This is a genomic window from Streptosporangium sp. NPDC051022 (assembly GCF_040683035.1).
In the GTDB taxonomy this organism is placed as follows: domain Bacteria; phylum Actinomycetota; class Actinomycetes; order Streptosporangiales; family Streptosporangiaceae; genus Streptosporangium.
Map to the genome: position 1 here is coordinate 110462 of NZ_JBFBCF010000016.1, position 13561 is coordinate 124022.

The 13561-nt window shown below is 68.6% G+C and carries 11 protein-coding genes; 3 read left to right on the forward strand and 8 right to left on the reverse strand.

Annotation, left to right across the window (positions count from 1 at the left end; genetic code table 11):
• Positions 1-314: 314 nt before the first annotated feature.
• Entirely contained in the window at positions 315-1949 is a 1635-nt protein-coding gene (locus tag AB0N02_RS25235) for a glycosyl hydrolase family 18 protein (protein ID WP_363951051.1), read from the reverse strand.
• Between the two features lie 273 nt (positions 1950-2222).
• A complete protein-coding gene (gene glgB / locus AB0N02_RS25240; protein ID WP_363951054.1) occupies positions 2223-4514 on the reverse strand; it encodes a 1,4-alpha-glucan branching protein GlgB in 2292 nt (763 codons plus the stop codon).
• Positions 4515-5371: 857 nt separating this feature from the next.
• Between glgB and AB0N02_RS25245 the strand changes: the two genes are divergently transcribed.
• On the forward strand, positions 5372-6001 hold the full coding sequence (locus AB0N02_RS25245) for a DUF4328 domain-containing protein (RefSeq protein WP_363951056.1): 630 nt from the start codon (positions 5372-5374) through the stop codon (positions 5999-6001).
• A 302-nt stretch (positions 6002-6303) separates the two neighbouring features.
• On the opposite strand, the gene AB0N02_RS25250 is transcribed toward AB0N02_RS25245, so the two are convergent.
• The 4 genes from AB0N02_RS25250 to AB0N02_RS25265 form a co-directional block, all read right to left on the reverse strand.
• Positions 6304-7632 carry a copper amine oxidase gene (locus AB0N02_RS25250; protein ID WP_363951059.1) on the reverse strand — a complete coding sequence of 443 codons (1329 nt, stop codon included), beginning with the start codon at positions 7630-7632 and terminating at the stop codon, positions 6304-6306.
• Positions 7629-8411, reverse strand: a complete 783-nt coding sequence (locus tag AB0N02_RS25255) for a hypothetical protein (protein WP_363951062.1) — start codon at positions 8409-8411, stop codon at positions 7629-7631. Before AB0N02_RS25255 ends, AB0N02_RS25250 begins: the two co-directional genes overlap by 4 nt.
• 95 nt (positions 8412-8506) lie before the next feature.
• Positions 8507-9106, reverse strand: coding sequence for a hypothetical protein (locus tag AB0N02_RS25260; protein ID WP_363951065.1), 600 nt, complete (start codon positions 9104-9106; stop codon positions 8507-8509).
• A gap of 108 nt (positions 9107-9214) precedes the next feature.
• Complete coding sequence (locus AB0N02_RS25265; protein WP_363951068.1) at positions 9215-10192, reverse strand: ATP-binding protein; 978 nt, start codon at positions 10190-10192, stop codon at positions 9215-9217.
• Positions 10193-11026: 834 nt separating this feature from the next.
• Here AB0N02_RS25265 and AB0N02_RS25270 point away from each other — a divergent pair.
• Together AB0N02_RS25270 and AB0N02_RS25275 are read left to right on the forward strand one after the other, a co-directional pair.
• Positions 11027-11848: a helix-turn-helix transcriptional regulator gene (locus tag AB0N02_RS25270; RefSeq protein WP_363951071.1), complete on the forward strand. Its 822-nt coding sequence runs from the start codon at positions 11027-11029 to the stop codon at positions 11846-11848.
• Positions 11839-12051, forward strand: a complete 213-nt coding sequence (locus AB0N02_RS25275; protein WP_363951074.1) for a DUF397 domain-containing protein — start codon at positions 11839-11841, stop codon at positions 12049-12051. The genes AB0N02_RS25270 and AB0N02_RS25275 overlap by 10 nt, the downstream gene beginning before the upstream one ends.
• A gap of 452 nt (positions 12052-12503) precedes the next feature.
• Here AB0N02_RS25275 and AB0N02_RS25280 read toward each other — a convergent pair whose 3' ends face one another.
• Positions 12504-12842, reverse strand: coding sequence for an XRE family transcriptional regulator (locus AB0N02_RS25280; RefSeq protein ID WP_363951076.1), 339 nt, complete (start codon positions 12840-12842; stop codon positions 12504-12506).
• Positions 12839-13222 (reverse strand): type II toxin-antitoxin system RelE/ParE family toxin, encoded by a 384-nt coding sequence (locus AB0N02_RS25285; protein ID WP_363951078.1) that lies wholly within the window; start codon positions 13220-13222, stop codon positions 12839-12841. The genes AB0N02_RS25280 and AB0N02_RS25285 overlap by 4 nt, the downstream gene beginning before the upstream one ends.
• Positions 13223-13561 lie beyond the last annotated feature (339 nt).

The following is a 13561-nucleotide window of genomic DNA, read 5'->3' on the forward strand; positions in this document are numbered from 1 at the left end:
TGAGGATCTTCTCAGACGTGGTTCACATAAGACTCGTACCGCTTCGCGGTGCGGTCGCGTCCCCGTCTCCGTTCACGTCTCACGCGGCCTGTCTCCGGTCACCTGCTCGTGGGGTCCGGCCGCGACCCGCGGTCCGCGGTCCGCGGTCCGCGGTCCGCGACCCGTGTCCGGTGACCCGCGACCCGTGGCCGGGGAACGGTTCGGGCATGGCTCGAACGCGGCCCGGACGGGGGCCGGACATGCGCCGGATATGGGCCGGACATGGCTCGACCCCCCGCGGCGTGTCGCACACGGAGGGCCGAGTGTCCGAAATATTACTTGAGTCCGTTGGCGAGTGCGGTGATGAGCTCACCGTTCGGGGTGTCGCCGCTGGTCTCCCAGAAGAACGCGCCACCCAGGCCCTGGTTCTTGGCCCAGGTCATCTTGCTGGTGATGGTGGCGGGGGTGTCGTAGCTCCACCACTGGCCGTTGCAGAAGGCGTAGGCCGTACCGGCGATGGTGCCGTTGGAGGGGCACTTGGTCTTGATGACCTTGTAGTCCTCGATGCCGGCCTCGTAGGTGCCGGGCGCGGCGGCGGTGGCGGTGCCGCCCGGAGCGGCCTGGGTCACGCCGGTCCAGCCGCGGCCGTAGAAGCCGATGCCGATGAGCAGCTTGTTGGCGGGGATGCCCTTGCTCTTCAGCTTCTGGATCGCGGCGTCGGTGTTGAAGCCGTCCTTCGGAATGCCGGTGTAGGCGGTCAGGGGCGAGTGCGGAGCCGTCGGGCCCTTGGCGTCCCAGCCACCGAAGAAGTCGTAGGTCATCGGCATGAACCAGTTGAGGTACTGGGTCGCGCCGGCGTAGTCGGCGAGGTCGATCTTGCCGCCGTCGGCGCCGTCGGCGGTGATCGCCGCGGTGACCAGCGCGTTGGAGCCGAACTTGTTGCGCAGCGCGGAGACGACCTTCTTGAAGGCGTCGGGGCCGCTGCTGTCACAGGTCAGGCCACAGGCGTTCGGGTACTCCCAGTCGACGTCGATGCCGTCGAAGACGTCAGCCCAACGCGGGTCCTTGACGACGTTGTAGCAGGAGTCGGCGAACGCGGTCGGGTTGGCAGCGGCCTGGGTGAAGCCGCCGGACCAGGTCCAGCCACCGAAGGAGTAGATGATCTTGAGGTTCGGGTAGAGCTTCTTCAGCCTGCGGAGCTGGCCGAAGTTGCCGCGCAGCGCGCCGGCGTCCCAGGTGTCGCCGACGCCGTCGACGCTCTCGCCCGCGCTGTACGACTTGTCGTAGTCGGCGTAGGCGTCGCCGATGGCGCAGCGGCCGCCGGCGGTGTTGCCGAAGGCGTACAGCAGGTGGGTCAGCTTCGGCGCGGTGCCGCTGGTGACCAGGTTCTTCACGTGGTAGTTACGGCCGTAGACGCCCCACTCGGTGAAGTAACCGACGACCTTCTTGTCCCCGCCGGGGCCGGTGGGCGTGATGGTCGGGGTCGGCGACACGGTGGGGGTGACGGTCGGGGTCGGCGACACGGTGGGGGTGACGGTCGGGGTCGGCGACACGGTGGCGGTCGGCGTCACGGTCGGCGTCGGGCTGGGGTTCCCGGTGCCGTCACAGGTGGCGCCGTTGAGCTTGCAGTCCAGCACACTGGACACTCCGCCGGGCGAGCCGGTGAAGCCGAAGCTCACCGAGGCCCCCGCGGCCAGAGCTCCGTTCCACGACTTGTTGGCAAAGGTGTAGTGGTTGCCGCTCTTGGTCATGTCGGCGTCCCACGCGGAGGCGATCGACTTGCCCGCGGGCAGGTCGAACTCGACCTTCCAACTGGTCAGAGCAGACGATCCCGCTTTCACGGTGACATTGCCCTGGAAGCCTGAGCCCCAGTCGGAGGTGGTGGAGTACGTGGCGGTGGCGGAAGTGGCGGCGGTTGCGGTGCCCATCCCGATCCCGACCGGGACCAGCAGCGCTGTCGCTGCGATCAAGGAGCCGATGGTGATTCGTCGCAAGGGTCGCTCCAGGTCAAAGAGTTCCAAGCCCCCGAATTCATAGGAAAGTTTCCTATTAGTTTCCAGAGCGTAGGTTGTCGTTCCCGGGCGGTCAATGCCTCGTCAGGCGATATAAGGCGGATTTAAGGTCTGCCGAGCCCCTCGCGTGTCTCGCCAACGGAGAAAGGGCCGGTCACGCCCCTGCGTGACCGGCCTGGCCCGGTGAGAAAAATTTACCGACGCTGTTGATGATCCTGTCCGGACACCCGGTCAGGACGCCTCCTCGGCGGCCTCGGTCCCGGTCTCGGCCGGCTCGGACTCCGCGTCCGCGTCGCCCCCGGCCCTCTCCGACGGCCTCCCGCCGGGCTCGGTCCCAGCCCGGGTGTCCGTCGCCGTCTCGGCGGGGACGGACGTCGCGCTCCGCCTGAGCCAGACGGCGCCCAGGGGCGGCACGCGCAGCCGGACGGAGTACGGCAGGCCGTGCCGCGGCTCCTCGACCGCCTCGACGGCCCCCATGTTGCCCACCCCGCTGCCCGCGTAGTCATAGGCGTCGGTGTTGAGCGCCTCCTCCCACGTCCCGCCGGAGGGCAGGCCCAGCCGGTAGTCCTCGTGCGGCCCGCCGGAGAAGTTGACCACGCAGGCCACGGCCGACCCGTCCGGGGCGTACCGCAGGAAGGAGAACACGTTTCCCTGCGCGTCGTCGGCGTCGATCCAGCGGAAACCCTCGGGTGACACGTCGAGGGTCCACAACGCAGGTGTGTCCCGGTAGATCCGGTTGAGGTCCCGCACCAGCCGCTGGACCCCCTTGTGGCCGTCGAAGTCGAGCACCCACCAGTCGAGGCCCCGGACCTCCGACCACTCGGACCCCTGCCCGAACTCGCCGCCCATGAACAGCAGCTGCTTGCCGGGGTGGGCCCACATGAAGGCCAGCAGCGCGCGCAGGTTCGCGAAGCGCTGCCACTCGTCGCCGGGCATCTTGCCGAGCAGCGACCCCTTGCCGTGCACCACCTCGTCGTGCGACAGCGGCAGCACGAAGTTCTCCGAGTAGGCGTACATCAGGGAGAACGTCATCTGATGGTGGTGGTACTGCCGGAAGATCGGCTCGTGCTTGAGGTAGGCGAGGGTGTCGTGCATCCAGCCCATGTTCCACTTGAACCCGAAGCCGAGCCCGCCCAGGTGCACGGGCCGGGAGACCCCCGGCCAGGCGGTCGACTCCTCCGCCACGGTGATGATCCCCGGCTGGTCGCGGTAGCAGAGCGCGTTCATCTCCTTGAGGAACTCGACCGCGTCGAGGTTCTCGCGGCCGCCGTACTCGTTGGGCGACCACTCGCCCTCGCGCCGCGAGTAGTCCAGGTAGAGCATCGAGGCGACCGCGTCCACGCGCAGCCCGTCGATGTGGAACTCGCGCAACCAGAACAGCGCGTTGGCGACCAGGAAGTTGCGCACCTCCCGGCGCCCGAAGTCGAAGACGTAGGTCCCCCAGTCGGGGTGCTCGCCCCGGCTCGGGTCCGCGTGCTCGTACAGCGGTGTCCCGTCGAACCTGGCCAGCGCCCAGTCGTCCATGGGGAAGTGCGCGGGCACCCAGTCGACCAGCACCCCGACGCCCGCCTCGTGCAGGCGGTCGACCAGGTAACGGAAGTCGTCGGGAGTGCCGAAGCGGGCCGTGGGGGCGTAGTAAGAGGTCACCTGGTAGCCCCACGAGCCGCCGAACGGATGCTCGGCCACCGGCAGGAACTCCACGTGCGTGAAGCCCATGTCGACCACGTAGTCGACCAGCTCGGTCGCCAGCTGCCGGTAGGAGAGCCCGGGACGCCACGATCCCAGATGGATCTCGTAGACGCTCATCGGCCTCCGGAGCGCGTCCTCGTCCGCGCGCCGCCGCATCCACTCGCCGTCCTGCCAGTCGTAGGCCGACCTCTCGATCACCGAGGCGGTCGCGGGCGGCACCTCGGTGCGCCTGGCCATCGGATCGGCCTTGGCCCGCCAGACCCCGTCGGCGCCGAGGACCCTGAACTTGTAGTGGTCGCCCTCGCCGAGCCCGGGGACGAACAGCTCCCAGACCCCGGACCTGCCCAGCGAACGCATGGGGTGGGCGGTGCCGTCCCAGTGGTTGAAGTCGCCGATCACCTGGACGCCCCGCGCGTTCGGCGCCCACACGGTGAAGGCCGTGCCCTCGACGTCCTCGTGGCGCATGATCCGCGCGCCGAGCGCCTCCCACAGCCGCTCGTGGCGTCCCTCGCCGATCAGATGCAGGTCGACCTCACCCAGCGTGGGCCAGTGCCGGTAGGGGTCGGTCATCTCGTACGGCTCGGCCCCCGCGTAGGTCACCCGGAACCGGTAGTCGGGGACCTTGTCCAGCCCGGGGAGCGTCACCTCGAACACGCCGTGGGCCACGTGTTCCATGTCGTGGGAGTGGTCGTCCACGACGACCTGGACCTTCTCCGCCAGCGGCCGCAGCGTCCTTACGGTCACGCCCCCGGGGCCCGGGTGCGCGCCCAGAATCGAATGCGGATCGTGGTGCGCTCCGCCCGCGAGCCGCTCCAGGTCCAAGTCCGCGCTCATGGATAACTCCCGTAGATCGGTATCCCCTAACCCTGCCCTACTCGGGCGTTCCCACCCATGCCCTTGTCCGCTATCACCATGCGTGTCGCGAAAATATACGGATACGGGGGCAGGTAATCCTGGTTGTCAACCTTGGGTGATGCGTAATACAGTCCGCCGATCCTGTTGATCATATGAAGGATGGAGATGCGTCCGCACCCCTCACCCCCGCTCCCTCTCACCGCTGTCCGAAACCACCGTGTTTCCGCAACCGTTACGGCGTCTGTCCCCTGTCACATGGACGGAACACGGCCGGTGTCCCGGCAGGACGGGGCATGTCCCGACGGGGGAGGTTCGGGAGGAACACGGGCGGTCGTACGGCGCTCGGGAGGAACGCGGGCCACGGGCGGAGGCTGGAGCGTGAAACGTGTCCCGGCAGGACCGGACGTGAAGAGGCGGCGGAACCGATGACCTCTTCTTCCCTCCCCGACCCCCACCCCGACCTCCCGGCTCCCCAGACCGACCCTCCGAACCCCCGCTCCGGCCCGGTCGAGGCTTCCGTTTCTCCCTCTCCCGGAGCGCCGGTTCCCCTGTCTCCGGACGCACCGTCCCCTTTGTCTTCTGAAGCGTCTCCCGGAGCGCGGGTTCCGGCGTTTCACGCTTCCGGGGCCTCGCCCCTCCCTGGTCCCGAGCGGTCGGACTCCTCCGCTCCCGAGCGGTCGGACTCTTCCGCTCCCGAGTGGTCCCCGTCCCCGTTCCCGCCCTTGTCCCCGGCCGCCGGGGTGCCCCTCTCTTCGCGTCCCCCTCACTGGCCGACCCCCGCCGAGACGTTCTTTCCCCCGCCGCCCCGGCCTCTGCGGCCGGTCCGGGGGCTCATGGTGGCGGTCCTGATCCTGCTGGGCGTCGACGCCCTCGTCGGAACGGTCTGGGCGGTGACGGGGGAGGGGCTCACCATGGCCGTGGAGGAGGCCGTGGAGGGCTCCGCCTCGCTGCTCAGGAACGCCGTGTTCCTGGTCCTGCTGCTGGCGGCACGGAACCTGGCCCACCTGGCCGTGGCGGGCACCTTCATGGCCTGGCTGCTGGTGACCCGCCTGAACGCCGAGTCGCTGACCAGGGTTCCGCACCGCTGGCTCAAGATCTTCATCTTCTTGGGCTGGATCTTCCCGATCGTCGGCTGGTGGATTCCCAAGCAGATCGTGGACGACATCTGGGCGTCCTCCCGGCCGGGTGGCGTTCGGGGGGAGCACATCGGCAGGGAGCCGCACTCCTGGCTGGTCTGGGCCTGGTGGGTCTCGTGGCTGCTGGCCTTCTGGGTGGTGCCGGTGTCGTTCGTGCTGCTGATGTCCTTCGCCGACCGGTCTCCCGAGGAGATAGCGATCGGTGCCGGGCTCGGTCTCGACGTCTTCACCCTGGTCGCCTCGCTGGTCGCGGCGGCCCTGCTGGCCGTGGTGGTCGTACGGATCACCCGTTTCCAGGAGGGACGCATCAGGGTGGACAGCCAGGGCTAGGACGTCTAGCGCGGTGACCGCTTGCCCTCACCGTGTTCGTGACCGTCCGAGCGCCGGTACGGCGGGCGGTGGAGCGGGGCGGATCGGCGCCGGTGAACGGCGCTCGACCCGGTGAATGTTCCCGGTCACGGCACCGGCGGTGCCCCGGGCCGGACCGTGTGAACAACGTCCCGGCCCGGCGGCCGTGTGAGCCGGAGCGCGGTTCGGCGGGAGGGGGAGCCGGGCACGGCACGGTAAGGACGGGCCCGGCCCGATGGTCCTATGGCCCATACCCATACCCATACCCATGCCCATGGCCCGGGTCAGTAGGGGTTGCGGGCCGTCACGTCACGGGGTGTGATGCGGAACCCCTGCCAGTGGGTCGGCATGGGGTCGGCGTCCTCGTCGCGGGCGACGTGGTGGAAGTCGACGTTGACCCAGACCACGGGATCGGTGAGCCTCTCGCCGTTGACGTATCGGTCGACGGAGTTGGCGCACTTGGGGGCCGGGTTGGTGCTCGCCAGCCGTTCGCAGGCCCGATATTGGGTGACATAGAGGTCGGCCTGGGTGAAGGCCTCGCTCGCCGGGCCTCGATACTCCGCGCTGCCGGAGTTGTCGATCTCCCAGGAGACGGGGTGCCCGTCGGCGTTGCGGACCCGGCGGTCGACCACCCGCCACCAGCGGGCCCGGTCGTTGACGGCCCTGGTCTCCCGGGTGAAGACCGTGCGCCTGAGCTTGCGCCTGGCCGTACCGGTGCCCGCGAAGTCGTACTGCTCGACGGTGTCGCCGGTCCTGCCCTGGATGTCGAAGTCCAGCCGCCAGAAGACGTTGTGGGTGTGGCTCGCCTCGAAGTGCCTGCCCCCCACGCCGATGGGCCAGCCGTGCTCCGGCGAGGTGGTGAACCCGGCCAGTGAGCCGGTCGCGCCCACGCGCGGGGTGATCGCGCCGTCGTCGGAGAAGGCCCATTCGACCAGGTAGGTGTACCAGCCCAGCTGGAAGGCGGCGAACACCACCAGATCGGTGCCCTGGGCCGACTTGCCCGCCCCGTCCTCGTCCGACTTCAGATAGGCGTGGCCGCGCGGCCGGTTCGTCACGCAGACGAACTCCCCGCGCCGCTCTCCCGCCGGGCAGTCGGCGGCCTGCAACGGGATGGCGGTGTAGCCCATGGCCCCGATGTCGTGGAAGCGCGGGCTGCCCTTGTCGTAGGGCACGTGGATCTGGGCGAGCGCCGCGCTGCGCAGCACGCTGACCGGCCTGTTGCCCTTGGGGGTGTAGACGACCCTGGTGAGGGTCAGTCCTTCGATGTTGCGCATCTCCCAGCACAACTGCCAGCGCGCGCCGTTCGACAGGACCTTGTCCACCAGGTACGGCGCGCTGCACGGCGCCCCGGGAGCCGCCTGCGCCTGGATCGACGGGCGGTCACCGGCCGGAACCCCGCTTGCCCCAGCCGGGACACCACCGGCTGGGCCGCCACCGGGCGAGGCGCCGGTGAACGGTCCGCCGGTGAGCGTGACCCAGCACATGACCAGGCCGAGCACGACGCGGACGGACGGGCGGCCGACGGCGGTACGGCGGAGTGCCGGAGGCAGGAGGCGGGAGGGAAACAGCAGGGCGAAGAACCGCATGAGCGGTGGCAGAAGGAACACGCTCACCATCCCAGGGTGTGGACGCGCCTGGCGGACAGGTCGACGATGATCCGGCTGGTGTCCAGCCACTTGCCGCCGGGCAGCCGGACGAACAACCGCAGGCACCGGTGAACCGCGCACTCCCCGGCGGCCCCGCCCTCCTGGGACGGGGTGTAGATCAGCCCCCGCAGCCCGAGATCGGAGGCCGACCGCAGTGGCCTGCCCGCGGCCCCGGCGAAGGACCCGCGCACGCCGTCGCCGTACTTCGGATGGGAGAGCAGCAACTCGGCCGCCCGTAGTTCCTCGGCCTTGGACGGTGGCGGCTGCACACCGCGGGAGGTGGTCTCCCGCACCACTTTGCCGCTGCCGAGGTCCACGGTCCGCAGGGTGAGGGTGTCGGTGCGGTAGTCGTACAGATAGGCCTCCGCGAGCCTATGCCTGCCGGCACCCCCGGCCTCCCCACTTTCCTCGGCCTTCCGGGGGTCCGCGCCCTGCTCGGCGTTTCCGAACCCCTGGGGGGCTCCGCTCTCCCCGGTGTCCTCGGCTTCCTTGTCGTCGTCGCGTTCGACGTAGAGCAGGTTGACCTGTCCGGCCGCCATGTGCTGCCGGGAGCCCGCCGAGGCGATCGTCCCGGCCCGCTCGATCTCCTCACCGGTCAGCGGATCCTCCGGCGCGGGCACGAGTGCCCGTGCCGCGGTCCCCGCCGCCCGCGATCCCCGCTCGGCGGGCAGGAACAGCAGTCCCGCCCCCACGGCGGCCACCACCCCTGCCCCCGCGACCGCGACCACGATCCGTCGCCTGCCCATGAGCACCCTCTTTACCGATTGTTGAACAACGACTGCGAAGGGTAGCGATAATGTGATGTCCGGGCAGGCCAAAAGGCGTATTGCGGTTTTGGCGACTATTGCTGCTGTTCGTTAGTGATCGGCATAGAACTTTGGCACGATCCACGGATGGGCGCCTCTTCATCCGTCGGTGATGCCGTACGGAGATCGGAGGCGGCCGCGTGCGACGTCCCCTGTTCTCCGCTCCCGGTGTTCCGCGCGTGCTCGGCGCCCGTGAGGGCCTGCTCTCCGGTGCCCATCAAGCGGCGCATCATCCACTGCGCGAACCGCCCGTGAGCCGTCACCGTCACGGCGAAGGCCACGGCCAGTGCCGAGATCAGCGGCAGCTGCCCCTCGTCGGCCAGCAGGATGGCCTTGGCGTCGCCGATTCCGGTCCGGGCCGAGGCCCAGCCGGTGACCGTCACGGTCACCCACCGGCCGCCGTGTCTGACGGCCGGACGCGCGGTCGCGGTGGCGGCGGCCGGTAAGGCGAGTACGGCGAATAAGACGACGATCGCCACCGTCATCGCCAGGGTGAAGGCCGTGTCCCCGCCGATGGCGAGCGCGACCGCCCGCATCAGCAGCCGGGCCACGAGGCCGCCCATCAGCCCGGCCGCCAGCGCCGCCACCGCCGTCGCCCACACCGCGCGCCCGCGCCGCGACCCATGTTTCTGCATTACATCCCCATATTGCATTTAAGAGGATGTAGGAGGATTTTCCCGGTGAAGCAATGCCGGGAGAGACTCCGAAACAGGCTTGTTACCGACCGGGTTCTGTTGTTTTGGTCAGGTCGTATTGTCGGACGCGAGATGATCCCCCAACCGTGCGACGCCGACCCCTCCGGAGGCCACGGGGGCGAGCCGCCAGCGGGCCCAGGTGGTCTTGCCGGGCCCCGGGGAGAGCGGGACGACACCGGAGTCGTCGGCGAGGGCGTCCACGATGGTCAGGCCCCGGCCGTGGATCGCCTCGACCCCGAGATCGAGATGGCGTGGCTGGTCGGCTCCGTGGTCGGTCACCCGGACGCACAGTTCGTCGGCACCGGACCACAGCGAGACCCTGATCGGTGGCTCGCCGTAGGTGACCGCGTTGGCGAGCAGCTCGCCGACCACCAGGACCACGTCGTCGGCGAGGTGCGCGAGCGCCCACGCGGCCAGCCTCTCGCCCACCGCCCGGCGGACGTCGCCGATCATCGCCGGATCGTACGGCGGGTCCCAGCAGGCGGTGCGCAGGTTGTCGGGTGTCTCGGGCATGGGGGAGGCTCCTGGGGCTGACGGCGGGGGCGGGACGTGCACGATCGGGACGGGAGACCGCTCTTCGGCGGGGGAGGAGGACCGGTTGGCCTCGGCGTAGGGGAGCCGGTTCGCGGAAGACGGCGAAAGCCGGCCCGCTGGGAGTACGGAGTCCACCGGGGGCACGGAATCCGCCGGGGGCACGGAGGGAGAGGCCGCCGGAGGCGGGAAGGAACGGGACCGTGGGGGCGGCGCGGATCGCTCGGCCTCACGCATCAGGGCGTTCAGCTCTTCGGCGGTGGAGGCCTGGACGACCAGGGGGCCGGGAGCGGGGCCGGGGGCGGGCCACCCGGCGACGGCGTGGAAGCAACGGGTGCCCACGCCGTACCAGACGGTCCACACGGGCTCGGCCTGATCCAGTTCCCGGGCGCGCTCCCGGTTGACCGCGTCCCACCGCCGAGGCCGGACCCGCGTCACGGGCTCACCACGCCGGTGCCGCCCACCGAGCCGCCCCTGATTCTCGCGCCAGATCACGTCACGCCCTCCTTCGAGTACGCCCCACGCCTCCCGGCCGGGCCTGGGTACGGCCCATGCCTCCCGGCCGGGCCTGGGTACGGCCCACGCCCGCCGATTGAGGTCGGTGGCCGCATTCCTGCATCACGTTGGTGGTTGTTCGGTGCGCCGGTACGGCGAGGGGTGGAGTGGAGCGGATCGGCGCCGGTGGGCGGTGCTCGGCCTGGTGGGTGTGCGGCGGATGCCCGTACCGGCGGCAGCCGAGGGGCATCGGTGGCTGGTCAGCTGACCAACGCACCCTGATCGGCCTGGGGTTTCCTCTAGGGTTGTGCATCAGGTCGGACCTCGTTTGTCCGGTCGAGGGGCTTGTCATGGCGTGCCGTGCCGTGGCAGGCCCCGTTTGCTGTCTGTGGGTTCCGTGGATCCTGGGGACTCGTCCGTCCGGAGACGACAGGTCCCGGCGATCCTCTGCTTCGGAAGCGGTGCGCCTCGCCGCCCGGCTGCATGGAGTGCTCGCGGCCGTTCTCATCCGCCTTACGGAGCGGTGACATCTCCCTGACCCACGAGCCCGCGAACCCCCTGAGAACAAAACGCATTTTCTGGACCTCTCCACACGTTTTTCGCCCCCTTTATCCGGACATAGTTAGCGGTTTTTATAATGGAGCTGGAGCCCCCGCTCTATATGCATGACGGAGCCCTGCAAGGGAGGCTTCGCCGCCTCCCCGCCCACTTCACAGCGTGCCCTTGACCGGCTACGTTGGGTGCTGAAAGTCGTGGCACATCATCGCGACACTTTGTGGCGCCGCTGTGCCTTTTCTGAGCATGTGTAGCGTCCCCCTGTCGCTCGGAGTTGATATGTCAGCTTTCTCGGATTCGGACCCTGCCTTGAAGCCTCTGGAGATTTTCGGGGCCGAGCTACGTAAACACCGTCATAGAGCCGGGCTGACTCAGGAGCAGTTGGCGGAAATCACCCAGTTCAGTAGAAGTCTGCTGGGCTTCATCGAAAGAGGTCAGCGCACGCCGAGTCGCAACTTCGCGCAACGCTGCGACGATGCCCTGGGTGCGGGCGGGGAGCTCGCCCACCTATGGGCGCAGGTGACCCGCGCGGCAAGCCCACGCTGGTTTCGAGGGTGGTTGGAGGTCGAGCAGGAAGCTCATACCTTGCACAGTTGGGAGCCGCTCGTCGTGCCAGGCCTGCTCCAAACCGAGGACTACGCCCGAGCGGTCATCCGTGGCGAGCCTGGCATAACCGAAGAACAGGTAGAGAAGGCGGTCGAAGCGCGACTAGAGCGACAGAAGATCTTCTCTCGGCGTACTCCGCCGATGTTCTGGGTCGTGCTCGATGAAGGGGTCCTCCGGCGTCCGATCGGAGGCAAAGATGTTCTGCGCCGTCAGCTCGAGTATCTCCAGGAAGTGGCCGAATTGCCGCGTATCGGTATTCAGGTTGTCCCTCTGGCCCTCGGGGCGACCACCGGAACGTCGGGGGGATTTATCATCGCGCAGTTTTCTGGAAGTGCAGATACGGTATACATCGAATCCGCGAACCATGGACAGGTGACAGACCGGTCAGAGGATGTCGCGGCGATCCACGCCAGATACGACACTATTCGCGTTGGTGCGTACCCCCAACATGTCTCGATCGAGTTGATCAGAGAGGTGGAGAAGTCATGGACCTGAGCGACGAGCTGAAGATCGCGACCTGGCGAAAGGCTACCAAGAGCGCATCGAACCAGGGGAACTGCCTTGAGGTGGCGCCGCTGTCCGGTGGCCGGGTGGGGATTCGTGACACCGAGGCTCCGGAGCAGGCGCCGTTCGTGGTGAGCGCCGGAGTGTGGGACGCCTTCATCGACGGCGCCAAGAAGGGCGAGTTCGACTTCTGATCTTTGTGTGGTGAGTGTGGGGAGCTCCCCGGTGGAATGGTCTGCCGGGGGCTTTTCGTGTTCGTGGATCCGTACGGTCGTCCGGGCGCCGCAGGTGGAAATGTTCTTGGGCTGAGCGTCGTTCACGGGCGCCGGCCAGGTCCGCGTTCCCGCTCGCCGTACCGGCGCTGGGAGGCCAGCCGACGAAGGCGGGGAGGGGCACAGCGGGTGAGCCGGGGGTGGGCGTGGATCGGCGTGGGGGCGACGAAGTGAAGCGTCGGTGCGGTGAGGAGGGGAGGTGGAAGCGTTGGTGTGATGGGAAAGGGAGGTGGAAGCGTCGGTGTGGTGAGGAGGGGAGACGGAAGCGCTGGTGTGATGGGAAGGGGTGAAGCGAAGTGTTGGCGTGGCGAGAAGAGGGAGGGGAGGGGAGGGGAGAAGCGGAAGCGCTGGTGCGGCCGGAGATGGAGGCCGCGTTAGGCGACCGTGTATTCGGTGTCGCCGAAGTCGGCCACCACGCGGAGCCGTCCACCGAGGGCTTCGACGTAAGAGCGCAGGGTCGCGACCTCGACGTGGTCGACGTCTCCGTGCTCGATGGCCGAGACCCTCGGGCTTGAGACACCCATGGCCGCGGCCACGTCGCGCTGGGTCAGATCCTGCTCGTGCCTGATCTCCATGAGCTTGTGCGCCCTGACCTCCGCCGCGAGCCGCTCCATCGCGGCCGACTTCTCGCCCTCGGACCGCACTGTCAGCCCGGCGGCCTGTCGCCGTTCCCGTGCTCGTTGCTTCGCCTCGTTCCAGCTGACCGCGCTCATTCGTACTCCCTGTTGGCCAACTCCGCCACATGTTCGGCGTACCGCTTCTCCGCCAGCGGCACGTTCGCGTCGTACCAGTGGTGCCAGTTGCCCGCCTTGTCACCCGCGACCAGCAGCACCGCCCGGCGTACCGGATCGAATGCGAACAGGATGCGAATCTCGCTTCCTTTCGACGAGCCCGGACGCAACTCCTTCAGATGGTGGTTCTCAGCCCCCTTGATGCGGTCCACCAGCGGTCGGCCCAACGTCGGCCCTACGTGCGCGAGCATGTCTATGGCGTCTTCGACCTGCTCGGCGCTATCCCAGTCGTCGTGGCACAGGCGGTCATGCCAATCGGCGACCTCGGAAACCAGGACGACCTCCCATCCAGTCTCATCCATAGGTTAACCCTGGCATTAAGTTCGCAGCAAGAAGGCCGGTTTTCTGAGATGGGATCCCGCCGCCCGGCGGCCGGGTGGGGATCCGTGACACGGAGGTTCCCAGGCGGGGCTTTCCTCGGATGACGTTTTTTCGGGCCGAGCCTTCACCACGTTGCGCGCCGTTCACCGGCGCCGGTCACGGCCGTGTCGCTGCTCGCCGTACCGGCGCCGTGGAACGGCACAGATCCAGTAAGCCTTTTCCAGGCTTATCTCGCAGGTCAAGTTCCAGGCTGATCTCGCAGGTCAGGGCAAGTGTGGTAGCCCGGCATCGGTGCGGGCGGGGTTCCTGGTGAGACGGTT

Excerpts from the sequence above, each read along its gene's own strand:
- glgB (WP_363951054.1), bottom strand. The coding sequence starts at position 4,514 with ATGAGCGCGGACTTGGACCTGGAGCGGCTCGCGGGCGGAGCGCACCAC.
- AB0N02_RS25255 (WP_363951062.1), bottom strand. The coding sequence starts at position 8,411 with ATGGGCAGGCGACGGATCGTGGTCGCGGTCGCGGGGGCAGGGGTGGTG.
- AB0N02_RS25260 (WP_363951065.1), bottom strand. The coding sequence starts at position 9,106 with ATGCAGAAACATGGGTCGCGGCGCGGGCGCGCGGTGTGGGCGACGGCG.
- AB0N02_RS25270 (WP_363951071.1), top strand. The coding sequence starts at position 11,027 with ATGTCAGCTTTCTCGGATTCGGACCCTGCCTTGAAGCCTCTGGAGATT.
- AB0N02_RS25275 (WP_363951074.1), top strand. The coding sequence starts at position 11,839 with ATGGACCTGAGCGACGAGCTGAAGATCGCGACCTGGCGAAAGGCTACC.
- AB0N02_RS25280 (WP_363951076.1), bottom strand. The coding sequence starts at position 12,842 with ATGAGCGCGGTCAGCTGGAACGAGGCGAAGCAACGAGCACGGGAACGG.
- AB0N02_RS25285 (WP_363951078.1), bottom strand. The coding sequence starts at position 13,222 with ATGGATGAGACTGGATGGGAGGTCGTCCTGGTTTCCGAGGTCGCCGAT.